This is a genomic window from Leptothoe spongobia TAU-MAC 1115, from assembly GCF_018739885.1.
GTDB lineage: Bacteria > Cyanobacteriota > Cyanobacteriia > Phormidesmidales > Phormidesmidaceae > Leptothoe > Leptothoe spongobia.
In genome coordinates, this window is the sequence record NZ_JADOES010000010.1 from 125,083 (window position 1) to 145,389 (window position 20,307).

Annotated in this window: 15 protein-coding genes; 6 read left to right on the top strand and 9 right to left on the bottom strand. The window is 48.5% G+C overall.

Going from position 1 to position 20,307, the window contains the following annotated elements:
* Window positions 1–222 precede the first annotated feature (222 nt).
* A complete protein-coding gene (locus tag IXB50_RS07600; protein ID WP_215608346.1) occupies window positions 223–2,037 on the top strand; it encodes an adenylate/guanylate cyclase domain-containing protein in 1,815 nt (604 codons plus the stop codon).
* Window positions 2,030–3,025: a pentapeptide repeat-containing protein gene (locus IXB50_RS07605; RefSeq protein WP_215608347.1), complete on the top strand. Its 996-nt coding sequence runs from the start codon at window positions 2,030–2,032 to the stop codon at window positions 3,023–3,025. Before IXB50_RS07600 ends, IXB50_RS07605 begins: the two co-directional genes overlap by 8 nt.
* 448 nt (window positions 3,026–3,473) lie before the next feature.
* Here the strand turns inward: IXB50_RS07605 and IXB50_RS07610 are convergent, their stop codons facing one another.
* From IXB50_RS07610 to IXB50_RS07640, 7 genes are all read right to left on the bottom strand, one after another.
* Complete coding sequence (locus IXB50_RS07610) at window positions 3,474–4,631, bottom strand: SGNH/GDSL hydrolase family protein (protein ID WP_215608348.1); 1,158 nt, start codon at window positions 4,629–4,631, stop codon at window positions 3,474–3,476.
* 308 nt (window positions 4,632–4,939) lie between these two features.
* Complete coding sequence (locus IXB50_RS07615) at window positions 4,940–6,229, bottom strand: FAD-dependent oxidoreductase (protein ID WP_215608349.1); 1,290 nt, start codon at window positions 6,227–6,229, stop codon at window positions 4,940–4,942.
* Between the two features lie 141 nt (window positions 6,230–6,370).
* The gene (locus IXB50_RS07620; protein ID WP_215608350.1) at window positions 6,371–6,772 is read right to left on the bottom strand and encodes an HNH endonuclease; all 402 of its coding nucleotides are present in this window, start codon (window positions 6,770–6,772) and stop codon (window positions 6,371–6,373) included.
* Entirely contained in the window at window positions 6,769–7,131 is a 363-nt protein-coding gene (locus tag IXB50_RS07625) for a hypothetical protein (protein ID WP_215608351.1), read from the bottom strand. The genes IXB50_RS07620 and IXB50_RS07625 overlap by 4 nt, the downstream gene beginning before the upstream one ends.
* A 122-nt stretch (window positions 7,132–7,253) precedes the next feature.
* Window positions 7,254–8,186: a hypothetical protein gene (locus IXB50_RS07630; RefSeq protein ID WP_215608352.1), complete on the bottom strand. Its 933-nt coding sequence runs from the start codon at window positions 8,184–8,186 to the stop codon at window positions 7,254–7,256.
* A 289-nt stretch (window positions 8,187–8,475) separates the two neighbouring features.
* Window positions 8,476–11,517, bottom strand: a complete 3,042-nt coding sequence (locus IXB50_RS07635; protein WP_326520745.1) for a leucine-rich repeat protein — start codon at window positions 11,515–11,517, stop codon at window positions 8,476–8,478.
* A 33-nt stretch (window positions 11,518–11,550) separates the two neighbouring features.
* Window positions 11,551–11,733: a hypothetical protein gene (locus tag IXB50_RS07640; protein WP_215608354.1), complete on the bottom strand. Its 183-nt coding sequence runs from the start codon at window positions 11,731–11,733 to the stop codon at window positions 11,551–11,553.
* A gap of 392 nt (window positions 11,734–12,125) precedes the next feature.
* On the opposite strand from IXB50_RS07640, the gene IXB50_RS07645 reads away from it, so the two are divergent.
* The gene (locus IXB50_RS07645) at window positions 12,126–12,383 is read left to right on the top strand and encodes a hypothetical protein (RefSeq protein ID WP_215608355.1); all 258 of its coding nucleotides are present in this window, start codon (window positions 12,126–12,128) and stop codon (window positions 12,381–12,383) included.
* Between the two features lie 141 nt (window positions 12,384–12,524).
* On the opposite strand, the gene IXB50_RS07650 is transcribed toward IXB50_RS07645, so the two are convergent.
* Both IXB50_RS07650 and IXB50_RS07655 read right to left on the bottom strand, forming a co-directional pair.
* Complete coding sequence (locus tag IXB50_RS07650; RefSeq protein WP_215608373.1) at window positions 12,525–15,686, bottom strand: efflux RND transporter permease subunit; 3,162 nt, start codon at window positions 15,684–15,686, stop codon at window positions 12,525–12,527.
* 2 nt (window positions 15,687–15,688) lie between these two features.
* Window positions 15,689–16,969 carry an efflux RND transporter periplasmic adaptor subunit gene (locus tag IXB50_RS07655; protein WP_215608356.1) on the bottom strand — a complete coding sequence of 427 codons (1,281 nt, stop codon included), beginning with the start codon at window positions 16,967–16,969 and terminating at the stop codon, window positions 15,689–15,691.
* Between the two features lie 150 nt (window positions 16,970–17,119).
* Here IXB50_RS07655 and IXB50_RS07660 point away from each other — a divergent pair, with 150 nt between their 5' ends.
* The 3 genes from IXB50_RS07660 to IXB50_RS07670 all read left to right on the top strand — a co-directional run bounded on the left by IXB50_RS07660 (window position 17,120) and on the right by IXB50_RS07670 (window position 20,250).
* Complete coding sequence (locus tag IXB50_RS07660) at window positions 17,120–17,815, top strand: DUF6629 family protein (RefSeq protein WP_215608357.1); 696 nt, start codon at window positions 17,120–17,122, stop codon at window positions 17,813–17,815.
* A gap of 432 nt (window positions 17,816–18,247) precedes the next feature.
* Complete coding sequence (locus IXB50_RS07665) at window positions 18,248–19,015, top strand: hypothetical protein (RefSeq protein ID WP_215608358.1); 768 nt, start codon at window positions 18,248–18,250, stop codon at window positions 19,013–19,015.
* 65 nt (window positions 19,016–19,080) lie between these two features.
* On the top strand, window positions 19,081–20,250 hold the full coding sequence (locus tag IXB50_RS07670; protein WP_215608359.1) for an aminotransferase class I/II-fold pyridoxal phosphate-dependent enzyme: 1,170 nt from the start codon (window positions 19,081–19,083) through the stop codon (window positions 20,248–20,250).
* Window positions 20,251–20,307 lie beyond the last annotated feature (57 nt).

Sequence of the window (20,307 nt, forward strand, 5' to 3'; positions counted from 1 at the left end):
CGATCTGAAGATTGTCCTATCATGAACCGTAAAGACAGGGTATATTGCTATGAGAATAAAGGGGCTTGCGATCTACCAGTAGTTGCGGATTTTATTACGAAGATATAAAAAGGGCAAGTAAATTCTTCCGAAAATTCCGTATTCATTACTTCATGATGTACGGATCACCCTATTTAGCTGGGGTAATCTTAATATCAGGTAGTCTTGTCAGTCAGGTTTTCTATGGAAGGAGCGCAGCAATCGCTTCAAAACCAGCAGCGTGTACTCGCCGCCATCGTGGTGACTGACGCAGTGGGGTTTAGTGCCCAGATGTCCGCTGATGAAGAGCGGGCGCTGGCCACCATCAATCGAGATCTCAAACAGATTGCAGGCCTTTGCAATGTGTTTAAGGGACAAGTTCTCAAATCAACTGGTGATGGTCTGTTGATGTGCTTTTTCAGTGCAGCTCAAGCTGTTGCCTGTGCGCTCAATATTCAAAAAAAACTCCGTGGCGATAGTAAACGGGATAGTTTTGACCATCGCATCGGTATTCACCTGGGCGATGTCTACATCAACAATTCAGACGTCATGGGGAATGGCGTCAATATTGCCGCTCGCTTAGAAAGCTTTGCTGCCCCTGGGGAAATTTGCGTCTCCCAAGTGGTGTACGACGTCGTCAAAAGCCGCTTAGATTTAGATGCTACATTTCTAGGCCCACTCAATCTAAAAAATATTCAAGAACAGGTCCCAGCCTATCAACTGCGCCCGGTGATTGATCTTGATATTTGCGATGCCGAACTGACCCGACCCTTCTTTGCGGAGGGGGTCGAAGGCTATGTTTTTGATAGTCCCCTGGATCAAGCCCTACAAGCATTAAGTGATCATGCTGATCACCTACGTATCAAAAAGCTCATCTTTGGTACCTGTCAAAATCTCTGGGAAAACGACACGACTGTCTTAGATCAGTTCTCTCTAGAGCATTTGATCGATTCTCTCATGCAGAGAAATCCCTCCGTAGATCAGTGTCGCGCAAGTCTCTATCGGATTGTTGCCACCCTCAATCACAAAGAAGTTTACTCGGATGTGGCTGAGGTGATTTTGCAGTCACTGACTCCCCTTTACATTGAACGTGCCGCTAATCTACTGCCTGAAGCCCACCCAGCCTCACACCCAGGGAATTCTGAGGAGGTAGCAGAGGAGGTAGCCGGAGAGTCAAAAGATCGCTATCAGCATGTGGCCGATGATCTAGAGCACGATGCCCAGATTATTCGCATCAAGAAAGTCCTTTACTGTCTCTGCCATAAGGTCTGGGAAACAGATATTCAGAAAATCGAACAGGCAGATACAGCGATCTTAGTAAAGCAGCTTTACCAGCTCACCCCGACGCCCAACGACCTAAAATATCGGCTGCGTCATTTGCTGCACCATCTCAATCGCAAGGCCAAGTACACCAAAATCGTCAATATCATTTTCAAGGCATTTCATCCCCTGTACTCTGTCCAGACAGAGCTGATCCCCATGTCGACACCGGGATTACAAAATGCCAATGATACCGATAGTCCAGAAACCTGCTTTGGAGATTTGCCTGTTGGTATTCATCCTGACAATACCGTTGCTTTCTCAGCCAAGGCCGTAGAAGGTCCACCCATGGGTGATATTGCCCAGGTCAAAGATCGGGCCGATTTATTTGAGCTGAGGCTAGACATCATCAAGTACTGCAACCCCCTACGGGCAAAAATTTTGCTGCACTCCACCCTCTACAGTCCCTTTACCGGCAGCTCCCAGGAGTGGTCGCTACTGCGTAGTAAAACCTTAGAGGACTTTTTGCGCGAGGTCTTTAACTATTGCTCGTCATTCCAGGACCTGGAAAGCAAACTGTCTATCATCGTCCACTGTCTAGAGGACACTGACGAAAACGAACCAGTGGTCACATCTATTTTGAATGCGATCAAGCCCTACTATGCCGAGCCTCCGAGTGAGACGACTGCTCCGGCTGAGGTCAGTCGAGCTGTCATGTCTGCTGCTGTCACATCGATGAGGCCCGCATCCTATGGATAATGTCGAAGAGCTAATGGCATCCTATAACAACGGTCACAAGGATTTTAGTGGCCTATGTTTAGCCGGTTTGCAGTTGCCCAAAGCAGACCTGATCGGTGCTAATTTTTCTAAGGCCGACCTGGAACGCACGGATCTGATGTTTTCCTATTTAAGTCGGGTGAATCTGCAGCAGGCAAATCTCAGCCATGCCAACCTCAGTGGCGTTAACCTGAACCAGGCGAATCTGATCTATTCAAATCTGAGCGATGCCAACCTGCACGGCGCGAGTTTGCAAGGTGCAGACCTGCGCGGTGCGGACCTGACCCTGGCCGACCTATTTGATGTGAACCTGGCCGATGCAGACCTGCGCAATGCAGACCTCAGCGGGGCTAATTTGACTGGAGCCTGCCTGCGCGGAGCCAACCTGCGCCAGGAGTTACGCAGTGAGCAAACGATTTTGCGCGGTGCCCATCTGCGTCAGGTAGATATGCGGGGGGCTAATCTTAAAGGGGCTGATCTAGCCTGCGTGGATCTGAGTGGTGCTAACCTCAGCGAAGCATTTTTGAAAGATGCGGATCTGCGCAATGCGAATCTCAGTGGAGCAAACCTCAAGGGAGCATCCCTGGCGGATGCCCAGCTAGAAGGCGCTAATCTACGCTATGCCAACCTTACCCGTACCCGTGCCCAGCGGTCCAACCTGGCAGGCTGCGACTTTACCGGTGCCAACCTCAAGGGTGTTAACTTTACTGACACCCGACTTTGTGGTGCCCAGCTTTTCCAAATTGTCATGGTCGATGCCCGCTTACTACGAGCCGACCTGAGTCGAGCTAACCTCAGCGGCGCTGATCTCACCCAGGCGGATCTGACCAACGCCTACCTGGGTCGTACAAATTTGGGTGAGGCGAATCTGACCGGTGCCATCCTGTTCAAAGCCGAACTGAGTAGTGCAAATCTAGCGGATGCTAAATTTGCTGGGACCACAATGCCTGACGGTAAAGTGATCGATTAGATCCGAGCTTTGGGCTCCAAAAACATCTAAGGAATAAGGATTTCATAAGGTATTCAACTTAATCCCCTCCTCGGGCGGGGTGCCTGAAAGGCAGGGTGGGTTTCGATCACTAGCACTCAAGGCCAACCCACCCCGTTGTCTCTCCCAGGAGGGGATTAAGTTGCGAATTTAAGATTGCATGCCTTGTTTAATCCTCGCTCCTAATACTAAGATCTTGCACTAAGGTCGGTTGCGAAGCTCAAACCCACGTTGGGTTCAAAACCCAACGCTAATTGAGGGCTGTCCACTAAAGGGACAAAATTGGCTGGGCAGCTCTGAATATAGAGCTTTCAGGGATTCTTTAACTCCTACTCTGCGAAAAGTCTTGCACCTATAGTGAGTTTTGAGCCGATTAGCCTTGCGATTTTGAGTCCAAGGCGGGTTCACGCTGTCTTAGATGGCGAGTGCTTTAAACTGTTAGTTTCCGCTTTACCAGTAGTGTCCCGGTGCCGATCATGCCCATCGCTAATAGAGTTGCCAGGGAAGACGGCTCTGGCACACTGGTGGCAGGTTCAGTCTCGTTATTTAGTGTAGCCAGGGCAAAGTCTCCCACAATTTGATAGGCCGCTGTAGTAGGGTGAGTGTCATCCCAGAAGAAAAACTCATTTGGGTTGTCACAGACCCCATCAAACTGAAATCCTGCTTCAAAGTTGATCAAGCAAGACTCGGTGACATTGGCAAAACCAAACTCTCCTGGGTTTGCCAGGATATCGGCAAACAATGTATTGACATCAAAGGTGATGATATTGGTATCGGGTTGGCTTTGACTAAATATATCGAGTTTGGCTGACAACAATTCGTTGTGAGCAAATATTAGCTGATTTAATATTGAGGGAATGTCCAGGGGGCTTTGTCCATCTAAGAAGTCAGCGAAGGGAGCTTCTCCAATATCGGGTAAGTTAACCACTAAAAACTCTTTTGCCCCTAAACTGCTGAGGCGAGTGAGGCCGTCAATAATGTTGTCGGTAACAACGTTAGGCAATTCTGCTTGGGATAATCCTCCTAAAGACGCTGGGTTAAAGAACGCTTCGTTGTAGTCGTTGCCTCCTACCCAGATAACATTGAGAGCATTGGGATCAACGGGGAGAGTGGCGGAGAGTCCAGTAAAGGCATCTACTTGGTCCTCAAAGCCTAAAAACGGACTGTTGCCGAGTTGAGCTTGTAACCCTGGAAACAGTGTTGCAAGTAGCTGAATATCATCGTCAAGGATATGGACATCTGATGATAGGGCTCCGGCAAAGGCAAAGTTGATGCCTTGGGTAGGAGGCGGGGTGGTGGCAGGATTGAGGATGAGGTCAGTTGCCAGCGTCGGCGATAGTCCTAAGGATTTGGCTACATTCTCAATCCAGATCGGCCCGTTAGAATTTTTTTGGGCATAGGGTGGGCTGGGCGGTAACGCAGGCAGACCGATAGGGGAAAACAGAGCATCGGTCGCTTTAAATAGATTGCCTGCGTCGACCAGGCTATCGCCGAAAATGTTTAATCCTGTAAATGAGGCAGCCTTTGCTTCTAAGGAAACCAAGCAGGATGAGATTATGGCTCCTGCAACTAACAGTTTCTTCTTCATATCTGCTCGCTGTGCTCAACACAGCTTTATGTGGATTAATTGCAATCAGGGGATGCTTTGTAAGCTGATACTAAGAATGCTTGATTCGCTCATTTTCAGTTATAGGTGGACTATGTTTTTTTCTCAAGACAGTTGAGACTTGCCTTCATGAAAAAATGATGAAGCTTGGGGGATATGTGTAAAGTTGGCTCTAGAAGCCGGGTTTCTAGATGTTTATGGCAATGTGATGTAGGTTTTACCGAGAAACCCGGCTTCTAGATGTTTATGGCAATGTGATGTAGGTTTTACCGAGAAACCCGGCTTCTCAATTAGGATGCCATTGAGCGTTTGACTTTGTTAATCCATCCCTGGCTAAGGTTAAGCACTTCGGCATAGGAGAGATCTGAGTCTAAAACGAGATCAAATACGAAGGGCTGAAACCATTGGGGAAACCATTGGTGTAGCTTACGTCCTAGGGTTAGCCGTAGGAAAAATTCGATAATGAGTGGTGTAGACCGTGGGAATGAATAATCTGATAGGTCTTTGAGGGCATGGGCTTCAGGCACTCGCTGTTGGGAGAATTGAGGGAGGACCTGGGACCAATCGTCCTGGAATTGGTCAAGCAGCTGATTGATCAGCTGGATGTCTTCGAGGGAGGAGTTGCAGCCTTGGCCAATAGAGGGGGATACGGCATGGGCGGCATCGCCTATGAGGAGGATATGGTCGCCTTGGTGGAAGCGATCGCACTTCACAGTCACCAACCGAGCCACCGGACGGTGCAATAATTCGTCAGCTTCGGTATCGTTCATCAACTGGCGAAAGACGGGCAGCTTTTCTTCAAAATAGGTCAGGATTTCTTCCTTTGTGGTGAACTCTTCTAGGGGATTGTTCTCGGCATTGAAGATAAATGCACCATGGAGTTGTCCGTTGGGTTGGGGGGCGAGGACAATGCGGTTATTGCGACCAATGTTAGAGGTGTGGATGCGATCGGGGGCTAGTTCTATGTTTTGGTCTGCATTAGTTCTGGCTAGAAAGATGGATTTGTAGGCGTCGGGGACGTAGGTTTGGTTGCAGGTTAGTCCGTGGTGAGCGACGAGTTCGGTTCTGACTTGGGAGCGGGCTCCGTCGGCACCGATGAGACGATCGTAGCTGGTGGAAAATGTTTGCCCCGTAGCTGTCTGGAGACTAACGGTTTGGTTAGCTGCATTGATATGCTGGCAGGCGCAGTCAAACTTTAGTTTGAGGACGGTGTCGGGATAGGTGTTGGTTAGCTGGTTGATGAGGGTGAGGACTAGGCGGCTGCGGTCGATGGTGAGGGTGGGATTGTCGCGGGGGATATCGCGGGCTTTGGTTTTGCTATGGATGACGGTGCCTTGGCAGACTATGGCTTGCTGGGCGATGGCGTCTTCCAGGCCGGGGATGGCTTGGAGGGCTTTACGGCCTCGTTTTTGTAGGGAGATGGGGAAGGAGCGTTGTTCGTTTAGGCTGGCCTGACGTGGGTCGGGTCGGCGGTCGTAGATTTCGATGTGGTATTGCTGGCGGCAGAGCAGATAGTGGGCGAGGAGAAGACCTGCAGGGCCTGCGCCGATGATGACAATTTTTTGTGAGGGGTTAGTCATGGGGGATTGGGGATGCACGCGTTATTAGGGTATCGCGTTAGTCATCGATTCACGAGGGTAGGGTGTGCACTGCCCACCATGCAACCGTTTAAGCCATTTTTCAATATTTAAATTCAAAACCAATTTTTGTCAAAAATCTGTCTAAGGAAATAAACCGAGGCGAATCCATAGCTGTCTGGCGGTCACTTGAGGAGGGCTATTCATTTCCAATGATGTCACGGTGACTTGCCCTGTAGAGGTTAAACCGATGATATTGCCAGAGTCAGCATCGATTTGAAAATGATTACTCCATTCGTTTCTTCTGGGATGAAAGAATGGTACTTCAAGATCGGAATCAGGTTGATGGCCACTGACGCGATTACCTTTACGAAGATTGCAAGAGCGGCAAGCCAGAGCTAAATTTTGTACATCATTTGTCCCTTGGCGAGATAGGGGAATGATATGTTCCACTTCAAAGGGAAAGTTGAAAACGACTTCAGGTGCCTTGCAATATTCACAGCGATGATTAGCGCGCTCTGAAATCTCAACATAATACCGATTCATGCGCTTGCAGTCTGAGTTAGGGTTGCAGCTCGTGCAGTTGCTGCATGTAGTTCTGCTTCAACCAGGGCATCTAGTTCGGTTTGTTGTTCTGGTGGTAAGGCCTGTCCACTATCTCTGGCCACTCGCCACAGGTCCATTAGTTCTGATAGTCGTTTTTGTTGATCGACACTAAAGAAGGAATCGGGTCGAAAGCTTTGGATGACGAGTAGTGCGCTAAATTCAGTTTCGCCTAGCTGGGCAGTTAAGGCGTCTAGGGCTTGCCCTGCAGTGGCTCCAATGGAAGATTTGTCACCGGATATAGCACGGTAAGACTTGCTTCCGGTGGTATCGGCGATGGGCAGGATAGCTACTGTAGTCATGGTGTGAGCTTTGAGTGGCTTGGTTTAAGTATAGCTTGAAGCTCTGTAGGACATAGCTAGTAGGGTGTGCACCGCGCACCATTCAACCATTTTAACTATTCTCCGACATCCAATCCAAGCAATCATGCATCGATAAATCCTTTGAGAGCTGCAACTACGGGTTTAACCACTGGATGATCGATGGCTTCTTCGAGGGCGGTGCTGCTGCCTTCTTTGAGGGCGTTGATGACTCGGGCTTTGAGGGTGGGGTTGTTGTCGACGGATTCGACTAGTTTGGCCGTCATCATGGTTTGACCGGTGGGTGTGGTGGGATCGTAGTCGGTTTCGAGTTGGGTGAGAAGATCTTTGATGTCTTGGGCGGCTTGGGTGAGGTCCTGGCTGTTGTTGATTTGGGTGTTGATTTTGTTGCCCATGACTTTGTCGCCTGCGATGTTGTCGCCGTAACCGTATTGGTGGATAGTGTCGCTCATAGAAACATCCTCTATTGGAGTATCTTGAAAGTTAATTTGACTACCTTTGATAATAGTTAAACTCACTTTTTTTGTGGGCAAATTACTTTTTTCTTTAATCTTACATAAATCTTGATTATCTTCACATTCGGCATTGAAGTTTACTAGATCGAATGCTTCGAGAGCATTTGCAGCAACAAGACAAGTTAGCTTATTCAAAAAAGACTCTGTGTTGTTTACATATAAAGAATAAAGAACCTTATTGGTATATTGTTTTCCACATTGAACAAGTGCTTCTTTTAGTCTTCTCAAAAAAAACTGCTCAGACACCTTTTTTATTTTTCTTTCGGCTCTCTTTTCAAAATACTCACATTGCCGAATGGCCTTTTCATACAAAATTGACTCAACACTGCCAAATAGTATCTTGATGAGAATTCTATCTAAATCTCTTAGTAATTTTTGATTTATACCATTCTCGCAAGGGACCCAAAAATTATGATCAATAAACTCAGGAATCTCTTTTAAGGAAAATTTTGTAAAGGATAGCTTCTCTGGGAAATGAGCTATTTTCACAAGAATAATATGTCTTTCAAGAACATTTGCCATCCCAATTTTATACAAATTTTCAATAGTTAGCTCTTCTGTGTAACCAATTATTAGTACACACGGTGCTTTGAGTAGTTTTCGAATTAATAGCACACACTTTCGAGTGAGATGCTTATACTTTATGAAAAAACATTTTACTTTTTTATGTCCAAAGACTTCTGTAATATGCAGAGGTATATACGAACAGCTTGAATGATATTCTTCTGGAAATATAATACATATATTGTGCATTTCATATTTTTCTCTTCAAACTATTCTTAAATCAATTCATCTGAAATAATATGCACTTCTATTTAATGGAAAATATATCTATCTGAAATTCTTCGTCAATGTCAGAGTCATCTGTATATAAAGAGTCGGCATTGTTGATATCTTTTTGAGATTGCCGTAACTGTTGTCGGCTTGTGAATGACTCATATCCATCAAGGAGCTGATGTAGATTAACTGTAATGCGAAGTTTACCAATAGGGTATTCACTTACTCCCATAACTTCTAAACCTAGTAGCTCTTGATAGTCTAAAGGCGGATGTTCAGGATGTTCAGGGACTGGAACCCATTCGGTTGGTTGGGTAAAACTAGCATGGATTCTGTTAAATACATCACGGATAATAGCCAGAAATTCGCGGCGAGTAGATTGATTACCACTGATAGCAATAAAGATTTTGTTGTCAGCTGGATCGGAACGAATACGAGCGACGTTGGCATTATCTCCTTCTCCATAGATTAGCATGACGCCACTACGCCAGTAGAGTTGTTTGTAGATTTTGTCATACATTAGAACAATGAATCTTGAGATAACGCTGTCGGGTAAAATGGCGTAGTGGTACTGAAAATCAAGGGTTTCACCTTTTAAGTCTGTTTCTTCAGGCTCTTCTTTGGGGAGGATGCCAGGAATGAGATAGCGGTCAGGGATACATTCTGGTAGTTGGAAGCAGAGCTGGAATTCTTTCATCAGCTCAATGAGGTAGTTATGACGATTTTTTGGATAGCGTTCAACGGGGAGTATACGGTTAAGGTCGGCTAGGGTGAGTTGGCCTTTGGCTTGGGTTTTAAGGTCGTCGTCGCTGAGCAGGGTGTAGATGCCTTGAGTAACCCAGTCGGGATTGAGAACGTTGGTGTTTTGGAGTAGGGGGTGTTCTCGATAGTTGAGGACAAGTCCCAGGTTGTGGAGTAGGTCGATCAGCTGGGTTTGGTTGGGTTCGTCGGGAATATCGTTTTGGTAGCAGATGCCAATATATTCAGTGTAGCTGACAAAGTCTTTTTCCATGGCTTCTAGTTGTTCTTTGACTTCGAACCAGGAGAGTGGTAGCAAATCGTAGACTTCTTTTAGCTGACCAACTTCTCTGTGGATGACCTGGTTGAGTTCTTTAAGACCATCCCCGGTTTGGCAGGAGGTTTCGATAATATCTTTGATGTTAGAATACTTTTCCCGTAGGGCTTTGCGGTTAATATCGAGGGGTTGTTCGTCGCGTTTGTTGCCAACGATGATGACGGGGGATTGGTCGCCAAAGCTTTGGATTAGTTTGAGCCAGTAGTCGAGACGGTTTTCGTCTTCGCTAGTGCGGCAGTTACACACGAGTAGGTAGAGGCTGCGTTTGGTGAGGAAAAATTGGTGGGTGGCGTGGTAGATTTCTTGGCCGCCAAAGTCCCAAACGTTGAGGCGTACGTTTTTGGTGTTGACGTTGATCATCCAGCTGATGACGTTGAGGCCGTCGGTTTGGGCTTCGTTAGGATTAAAGTAATCATTAATAAGGCGATTGATCAGGGAGGTTTTGCCGACACTGCCTTGGCCGACAAGGATAAGTTTAGCTTCGTTGAGGGGCTGGACGTCGCTGCTGCGAAGTTGACGGCAGTAATTGAAGATGCCGGAAACAGCTCCAGGAGGATAATGAAGTTGGGGTGGACCAAGGATTTCTGGTGAAATGGGTAATGAGTTACATCGCACATCCAGTTTTTTGAGCTGCATTAAGCCTTCTAAACTCTCTGGAATCTCGGTAATTTGATTAGAGTTGAAGTTTAGCTGTTGCAGAGAGGATAGCTGGGCTAAGGACTCTGGAATCTCAGTGATTTGGTTATAGCTAAGATTTAGCTGTTGCAGAGAGGATAGCTGGGCTAAGGGTTCTGGAATCCCAGTGATTTGGTTAGAGCTGAGGTCAAGCTGCTGAAGAGAGGATAGCTGGGCTAAGGATTCTGGAATCTCAGTGATTTGGTTAGAGCTAAAGTCAAGCTGTTGCAGAGAGGATAGCTGGGCTAAGGACTCTGGAATCTCAGTGATTTGGTTAGAGCTAAAGTCGAGCTGTTGCAGGGAGGATAGCTGAGCTAAGGACTCTGGAATTACGCTGATTTGGTTGTAGTTGAGGTTTAGCTGCTGAAGAGAGGATAGCTGAGCTAAGGGCTCTGAAATTGCGCTGATTTGGTTAGAGCTGAGGTCAAGATGCTGAAGAGAGGATAGCTGAGCTAAGGGCTCTGGAATTACGCTGATTTGGTTGTAGCTGAAGTCGAGCTGTTGCAGAGAGGATAGCTGAGCTAAGGACTCTGGAATCTTAGTGATTTGGTTAGAGCTAAAGTCGAGCTGTTGCAGAGAGGATAGCTGGGCTAAGGACTCTGGAATCTCAGTGATTTGGTTGTAGCTGAGGTTTAGCTGCTGAAGAAAGGATAGCTGAGCTAAGGACTCTGGAATTACGCTGACTTGGTTGTAGCTGAGGTTTAGCTGCTGAAGAAAGGATAGCTGGGCTAAGGACTCTGGAATCTCAGTGATTTGATTAGAGCTGAGGTCGAGCTGTTGCAGAGAGGATAGCTGGGCTAAGGATTGAATCTCAGTGATTTGGTTGTAGCTGAGGTTTAGCTGTTGAAGAAAGGATAGCTGGGCTAAAGACTCTGAAATCTCAGTGATTTGGTTGTAGCTAAAGTCGAGCTGTTGCAGAGAGGATAGCTGGGCTAAGGACTCTGGAATCTCAGTGATTTGGTTATAGCTAAGATTTAGCTGTTGCAGAGAGGATAGCTGGACTAAGGACTCTGGAATCTCAGTGATTTGGTTATAGCTGAGGTCGAGCTGTTGCAGAGAGGATAGCTGGGCTAAGGACTCTGGAATCTCAGTGATTTGGTTATAGCTGAGGTCGAACTGTTGTAGCTTTGACAAATTTGTGACAGCTGTAGGGATTCTAATTAATGCGCAGTTTAAAGCTATCAGGGTTTCTAACTGGGATAGGCTGCCAAGCTTATCCGATAAAGTTTCCCAAGGATTGCTACTTAGGTCTAAATAGCGCAAATTCTTTAACTGAATAATACTGTCTGGCAGGCATGTTAATTGATTGTCAGCTACCAGTGTCACTAACCTCTGATTGCCATCAAGGAATTGAATTTCCTATTGCTGATTGCCATTTTCGTATTTTTTGCTCTTCCCCAAGATCAACTGTTCAAGCTGACTCAGCTTACCAATCTCCTCTGGAAGTTCCGTCAGCCCCTGCCCTGACAGGTCCAACTTCGTCCATCCTTCCGTCGCCGCTTGGTCAATCAACGCCAGCAGCTCATCCTTGGTCATTGCCATCGCCTAACCCCAGCTCAAACTCCATATTGGCAAAAACTGCCCAGTTTTGGCTCTACCAGCAGATTAATAAAATCAGAAATTCAGACAATTTCGTAGCGATGGCGCACCCATATAACAGCCCCTCAAACGCCCGCTTGACTCATCGATCTGGGCCTGATAGCCTACACAATAAGCAACTGACCCCAGTTGCGTTTCGCACCCAAAAAAACTTAGCTGCGCGAGATGGAAGTGCGCCAACACAACCATCCCGCTAACCCTCCAACTGACTAACCCAGTTGGTGAGCTGTGAGCATTTTACAGCCACCCTGATTTTAGTTGCAGGGTGGCTAACTTTTTTGGGGGCATTTCCTCCTATCGTTTCGCGGTTAAACCCCGCAAAGGAAAACGCCCCTATGACATTCCAAGACCAGACACCTCCAGTATCACCAGCCTTGCCTGCCGACTTTTCCAGCAGCCTGCCTCCAGGCAGTTCCATCCGGCATATCCTACTCGGCTATCCCAGCCATATCCGCCAAACCATCCACCTACTACATAACCTCCGCTATGTCGAAACCAGCCAGTGGAGCCCCCTGATCGAAGTCCCCGACAATCGGCTGATTTTAAGACCAGCCCCTGATGAAATGATCAGCATGCTCGTACGACGAATGTAGAGAACCGTAAGGGTGGAGCCTTGTGCCCACCTTCTGACATATAGGGCCATTAACCGGAATTCCTTTATGCGAGATTCCGATGGATGGCATAGGTTATCCCAGGGCAGGCACGAGACCTGCCCCTACAGGGGGATGAATTCTCTATTGCAGGCGGAGCCTGGGATGGTGGTGCTCAGCCAGAGGCTGGGCACCAGGATGATGGGCACTAGATTGCAAGCCCCCAGGTGGGTGAGCGGAGCCCAAACCATGCAACAACGTATAAAAACAAGGAATCACAAATAACGTCAACACCGTCGCCAATGACAACCCCCAAAAAATAACCACCCCCAACGGCTGCAAAAACTCCGACCCCTCCCCCAGCCCCAACGCCAACGGCAACATCCCCAACACCGTCGTCACCGTCGTCATCAAAATCGGCCTTAACCTTTGCGGAGCCGCCTTTAACATCGCTACCATCCGACTGCACTCCTCAGTCACATAAATCTGATTCGCCAGCTCCACCAAAATAATCGCATTGTTTACCACAATGCCCACCAACAGCACCGCCCCCACAACCACCGTCGCCCCAATCGCCGTCTCCGTCACATACAGCCCCAAAATCCCCCCAGCCAACGCCAACGGCACCGTCAACATAATCACCAACGGATCAATCAGCGAGTTATACTGCACCGCCATCACCGTAAATACCAAGAACACCGCCAGACCACCCAGTAACCCCAGCCCTTCCTGAATCGCCGCATTACTCTGAGCACTAAAGCTCGGTAGCCGTGTCACCCCCTTCGGCAACGTCACCTGCCCCATCACCCGCTCCACCTCATCCAGCGCCTCCCCCAGAGTCGCCTCCTCCGCCAAACGACCCTCGATGATAAACACCTGCCGTTGATCAATCCGTTGGATTTCTCCAGGGGACCGACCATTCTCAATGCTAGCCACATCCCCCAGCCGCACCCGACTACCCAACAACGGCAGCTGAGTCAGCTGCGCCGGATTTTGCACCAGGCTATCCGGGGTTTGCACTCGCACATCCACCAGCCGCTCCCCCCGCTGCAGCTGTGTCGGTACCGCCCCCGAGAGAATCGTCTCCACCGTACGCCCCATTTCTGCCGCCGAGATGCCCACATCCGCCGCCCGCTCCCAATCAGGCCGAATCTGGATCTCTGGCTGTGGTGAGTCGGCATCGGGCAGATAGCTGGCCAGGATGGCTTGTTCTTCTAGGACATCAAGTACCCGCTCTCCTGTCTGATTTAGCAGTTCTATATCGCTGCTTTGCAAAACAATATCCACATCACTCCGCACAGGAGAGTTGCTTAAAATCAAACCCCGTACTGCACCGGGCGCTACCCGCATGCGGGTTTTCACCAGATTAAGCTGTCTCAACGCCTGGTTCATACGGTCAGTAAAGGCTTCTACATCAGTTCCAGGCGTTAGCGTCAGCTTACTCGACCCACGTAGGGCATTATCGATGCTGGTACTACCAAAAAGAAATCCCCCTGATGTACTAAATACATAGTCAGTTTCTGGCTGGGCCATCATTAGCTGGTCGATGGCGGTCATCACCTGGCGATTTTCATCTAGAGTGGTGCCAGGGGGCAGACTGACCCAGATATTTGCTTGTTCATTACTGATACGCGGCAAAATCTCCTGGGGAATATGTTGAAACATGGCCCAGCTACCCCCACCAAAGATGAGAATGGCTGCCGTGAGTACGATAACCCTGCGCTGCAAGACCCAGCTCAAGGTTCTGCCATAGCTTAGGGTTAACCCTTGTAGTCCCTGGCTAAACCATCGAATTGGCCAGAAATTTCCTATGCCACTGGATGTCCTGATCGCTAGCAATCTTGCCGCCAGTGTGGGTACTACCGTCAGTGCTACCAATAGCGATGCTGCCACTGCCAGGCTAATGGTTACCACCAACTCACTAAACAATAGCGAGATAAAACCACCCATTAGCAAAAACGGTAATACGGCTACCAAGTTTGTTGTGGTTGAGGCAACGAGCGCTGATTCTAACTCCTGACTACTGGTTTCTGCCTGACGGATGGCCGGTCGTTGACTGCGAGCTACCCCCTTGGCAATGTTCTCTAGCATCACAATGGCGTTATCTACCACAATGCCTATGCCCAGGGCCAATCCTCCCAGACTAAACACATTTAGCGATAGACCTAACACTCCTGATAGGAGTAGAGTCACCAGACTGGCTAAGGGAATGGCTAAAACAATAATGAACGTTTGTCGTAGGGATCCAAGGAATAACAACACGGCAATTGCGGCTAGACCAGTTCCTGTGAGACCTGCCATGGCCACATTGCGAATGGCATTTTGAATAAATACCGACTCATCTAAGGTGACGTTGAGCACCAGGTCATCAGGCACGAGACCGGATGCCTTCATCTGCTCCAGCCGCTGTTTAATGCCATCTACGACAGCAATCGTATTGGCCGTCGGCTGCTTTTGTACGCTTACCTTCACCGCTGACTGACCATTCAAATTGACAAAAATGCGCTGGTCTTCAGTGCCATCTACCACATCAGCAAAGTCCCGCAGGTACACCTGCTGATCGCCTACGTCAAAGATTAAATTGCGAATCTCTTCAGCATCTTGAAATTGTCCGTTTACCCGTGTTAGTGGCTCGTCGTTTAAGCCCTTAATGCGCCCGCCTGCTATATCCTGATTGCGTTCTGCTAGGGTATCTAGCACCTCGGTAATCCCTAAATCCAGTGCTTGCATCCGCGTCGGTTCCAGATTTACCTGAACTTCTTCTTGCACACCCCCGGACACATCTACACTGGCTACCCCTTTGACGGTATTTAGCTCCCGTGCTAGTTCCTCATCGGCAAATACCCGCAGCTCCATGCCTGGCAGTGTTTCTGATGTCAGGGCCATCTCATATACCGGTAGCTGAGATGGGGCGAACTTAAACAGTCGTGGTTGCTCAATGCTTTCGGGTAGTCGGTTGCGCGCCCGATTTAGGGTGGCTGTGGCATCATTCAGGGCCTGATCAATGTCTCCTCCCGGTTCAAAATATAGGTCCACACTCACCCGTCCCTCTCTCGTTTTAGAGACGACTTGAATGACACCTTCGGTGGCGGCCAGGGCTTGTTCTAGGGGGCGTGTGACCTCGTCAACAGCGACTTCGGGAGAGACTCCTGGGGTGTCGGCCCGCACTCCAATCCGGGGATAGGTAATGGAGGGCAATAAATCTACTGGCAGTTGAGCTGTGAAAAATAGACCTAAGACAATGATTGCCACGGAGAGCATCAGCGTGGCAATGTGACGACGGATGGCCAGGGTGCTGAGGCTAATTCTCACTCTGCTTCCCCCTCAGACAGAATACTCAGGCGTACTGCTTGCCCTGTTTTGAGCGGTCGATCGCTCTGCACCACAAATGGTTCATTGATCTCTAACCCAGAGAGAATCTCTATTTGTTCCTGATGGTTCTGCCCTATCCTGACTGAACGGGCAACGGCTGTGGTTTTCTGATGGTCTTGTTCGATGACAAAAATCGTGTTTTTGTCTGGCCCATTTTCTAAAGCACTGGTCGGTACAACAATGTGCTCATCCCCCGGTGGTTTAAATCGAACTCTTGCTAAAAGACCGCTGCCAATACGACCATCTGGGTTCGCTATGGTGACTTCTACGGTGACCAGTCGCGATGTGGCATCGGCGATAGGAGAAATGCGAGTAATACGCCCCGAGATGGTCTCGATATCGGGGAAGGCATCGAGACGGATCTGGGCGGGCTGTCCGATGGTTAGCTGCCCTAGCTCTAGTTCTGAAACTTGGGCCATTACTTTGAGGGTGCTGAGGTCACCGAGTTCGAGCAGAGTGGCTCCGACTTGGACATAGTCGCCGGGATCGACTAACCGATTCAGGACAGTGGCGGGAAGCTGCGATCGCAAATTGACCCATGCTAGCTGTTCCTGAGCTTCATCTACCAGGGCCTGCTGGGCATTCACACGACTGGCGGCAGCGGCAATCACTTGCTGTCGAGCGTTGACTTGGGCCTGGGTTGCCTTGACGGACTGCTCTGCATTGACTAGGGCTAGCTCAGCAGCTTCAGCGGCTTGTTGAGAAATTGCGCCCTGGTTGGCTAGTTTGCGGAGACGATCGGCGTCGATTTTGGCCTGGTCTCGGGTGGCTGTGGCTTGGGCAGCGGTGGCTTGGGCATCTGCGATCGCAACCTCATCCTCAGCTACCTCCGACTGTCGTACCGACAGCTCTGCCTGGGCCTCATTCACCCGCGCCGTCAGCAATCCACCATCGATCCGTGCCAAAATCTGGCCCTGCGCCACTAAATCACCCACATCGACGCCCACATCGACCACTTCTCCTGCTGTTTGAGCCCGCAGAGCTATCTGTTGCTGTGGTCGAGTAGTGCCAGAGTATTCAACGATTTCTGTCAAAGTACCGATTTGAGCACGGGCAGTTTCTACCGCAATGGGTTGATCCGAAGCGTCAGAACGACCTGACCGTTCAGTCTGGGCTCCGCTCGGCGCAAAGAAACCACAGCTCGGCATCCATAGAACTAGCCCTAACCCTGCAATTAACCTAATGCTGTACCGAAGTGCTTTACTCCATCTGGTCATGGGTTTTTCCTGTGCTTCCCCATCTATTCTAGGTAGGTGTGGGAGAGAAAAAAGTCTCTACTAAACTTAGTAGAGGCGATGGACTGTAAGAGGGATTTCTCTAGTCTTATGAATTAAGTCATTCAGCTGTCTTCATCTACTACATAACCCATGTGTTTCTCTGCTACCGCCAGTTTTACCGCCACTGCTTTGCTCATCCCTGCGGGGCTATATGCATGCAAACTGGCGATGGATATCGATGTTAGATATCTACCCGTGGCCCTGATACCCTGCCTATTTGGGATTCAGCAAGGGTTTGAAGGTATAGGCTGGCTGGCCATTCACCATAATCAAGCAGACATAGGATACCTGGCGGCTTTGGGTTTTCTGGCGTTTTCCCATGGTTTGTGGTTGGTGTGGCTACCTCTGGCCATGTTTGTTCTGGAGCAACGACCTTGGGCTAGAAAGGTATTGCTGGTCATGACACTGTTGGGGACTTTATTTGGCATGTCGTTATATGGCCCATTTGTCTTGTCCCCTGGGATGTTTGCTGTAACGGTCACTCAGGGTTCCATCGATTATCAGACCCAGCTAATTTATGACCAGTTTTTCCCTCGTGCTGTGTCACGGCTTTTCTACATGCTCATTGTTCTGGGGCCATTGTGGCTGTCCCAGTTGACTCAGCTCAGAATAATCGGTGGTTTCATTGCTTTAGCGCTAGTCATCACTGACTGGTTTTATAACTATGCCTTTGTCTCGGTGTGGTGCTTTTTCGCTGCGATTTTATCGGGCTATATTCTTTATTTCTTAGCTTCTGTTGGGTATCAACTTAATGCGAGACGTTTTCTGGAAGATAGTCGTTGGTAGTGAGTCGTTAAACTCCAGTCAGGGACTAACGACCAACCCCGAACCACTAACTCCCTTACCTGATCAGAATTTCCCGGCTTACGCGAATACCCAAATTCAATTCATTTCCAGATGTAGTGACTGCCAATTTTTGACACGACAATTGGAATAGATCCTTGTGAAGTAGGTTATCCAAATTAGGCTTCAGACACCGAGGCCCCCTGACCTCACCCAATCCTGGGGGAGACTAGACTCAAAGCCCCCAGAATTGGGGGTTTGGGGGCATATTTGATGAGGTCAAACTTCTGATCCTCCATCTTATAAATGATTAGGCCAACCTACTTGAATCATGATTTCAAAATCATTTAAGAAGTGTGCTTAAAGCATTAGCCATACTAAAAATGGACTATCTTAAACATGAACTATTTGAAATTTTGAGACAGGGTATGTAGGATGGCGATAATAGCGCTAAAAGCTTGGTATCTCCAGGATTATGAGCCTATCCGGGATCTGGAAACCCGGCCCCATGATCTACGTCTGGCAAAAAATAGTTTGCTTAAGTCGGCGCTACGGGCTGATTTTTTGGATGATATCGAAGACGTTCGTGAGGCCGAATGGTTTCAGCGCTACCTGGAAGGGGATGTGGTTGAATTTTATGTCGAGGGTAGTGGCACCTATGCGATCGCAAATATCGACCTGATTAGCCACGAAATCTACTTTGCCAAGGCCGACTCCCTCGCCAACCTCGACCCCACCATTTTCCTTTGCTATCAAGAGGAATACCCTGAATCAAGCGATTTACTGCAGGCCGTCCTGGAACCCTACATCGAAAAATTTAACCGCCGTTCCCGCCTGCCCATCAACTTAGTCGAATCCCATCGACTCAGTCAGGGGCCCGTAAGGCTCAACAGCAACCTGATGCGCCATATCCGCCGCAGTCTGTTATTCATTGCCGATGCCACTCCCATCATAGAAGCCGATAGCGATCTACCATTGCTTATTCCTAATCCCAGCGTCTGTGTAGAACTGGGCTATGCCCTCAATGCCAAACGCCCCGAACAGCTGATTGTGGCCCAGATGGAACGTAACGACCTGCCAGGGCAATTCCCCTTTGATATCGCCGCTCAGCATAAACTAGAATTTACCAGCAAATCCGCCCTGCAAAAGGCATTGCCTAAAATGCTAGACGCCAAGCTACAACGGTTTAACCTGACTAGCTAGGATCTTCTGATACAAACTGCAGACAGCTTGGACATTGAGCCTATAACTCACGCTCCCAACGAAAAATGCATGCTCTATCGCCACAATTGCTAAAGGCATTAGAATATCAGACTCCCATTGGTCAGTTTTATGCTGAAGCGACCTATATGAAGCGTCGCACTGAACCAGGCAGTCTGGATTTTACGATTGGCGATGCCCATGAACTACCACCTAAGGGATTTGTCGAGGCACTACAGAAATGGAGCGTGCCGCAAAATGAGGGCTGGTATGGCTATAAAGAGAGCCTGATCCAGGCTAGAACTGTTGTCTCATCATCATTACAGGAGAGACGGGGCTTAGCGATTGACCCTGAGGATATTTTTATGACCAGTGGCACCATGGTAGGTTTAGCCATTTGTCTAAAGATGCTGACTGAAGCGGGGGATGAGGTGATTCTAAATCTACCTCCCTGGTTGGGGTATCGTCGTCTGGTTCACTTATCAGGGGCTACTCCTGTCGGGATTCCAGTTAAGGCTGAGACCTTTGCGTTAGATCTGGAGGCAATTGCCGCTGCAATTACTGAACGGACCCGTGCCATTATCATTAACTCTCCTCACAATCCGACTGGGAAAGTGTTCTCTGAGAAGACATTACAAAGCCTGGGAGATATCCTTTCTGAAGCTTCTAAAACCTACGGGAGGCCCATTTATCTCATCTCCGATGAAACGTTTAGTCGGATTGTATTTGACAGTCGTCTTTGTCCAAGCCCGACACAGTTTTATCCGTTTTCGTTTCTTGTGTATGGTTACAGTAAGACTCTGATGGCCCCTGGTCAGCGGGTGGGCTATCTGGCATTATCGCCGACAATGCCAGAGCGGGAGCAGATTCGAGAAGTTATTTCTATGTTGCAGTCGTCTATTTTCGGATGGTGTTTTCCCAGTGCATTGATGCAATATGCGTTGGTTGATCTTGAGAAGATCAACCCTGACATTGAGCACTTGCAATATAAGCGAGACTGGCTGGTTCGAGAACTTCGTGAGATGGGGTATGAGGTGCAACCTCCAGAGGCAACGTTCTTTCTGTTGGTAAAGTCTCCCTGGCAAGATGATGAAGCGTTTTCGAGATTGCTAGCCGATCATGGAGTTTTTGTTTTTCCTGGCACTCCTCAGGAGATACCGGGTTATTTTCGAGTGTCGCTGACAGGTAGTGAAAATATGATATCGCTGGCGTTGCCTAAGGATCAAGGATTAAATTAGAGATCCAGAATAGTCGTCACTAGTTAAGATGGATAAGCTCGTTTATTGTAGGGCTCT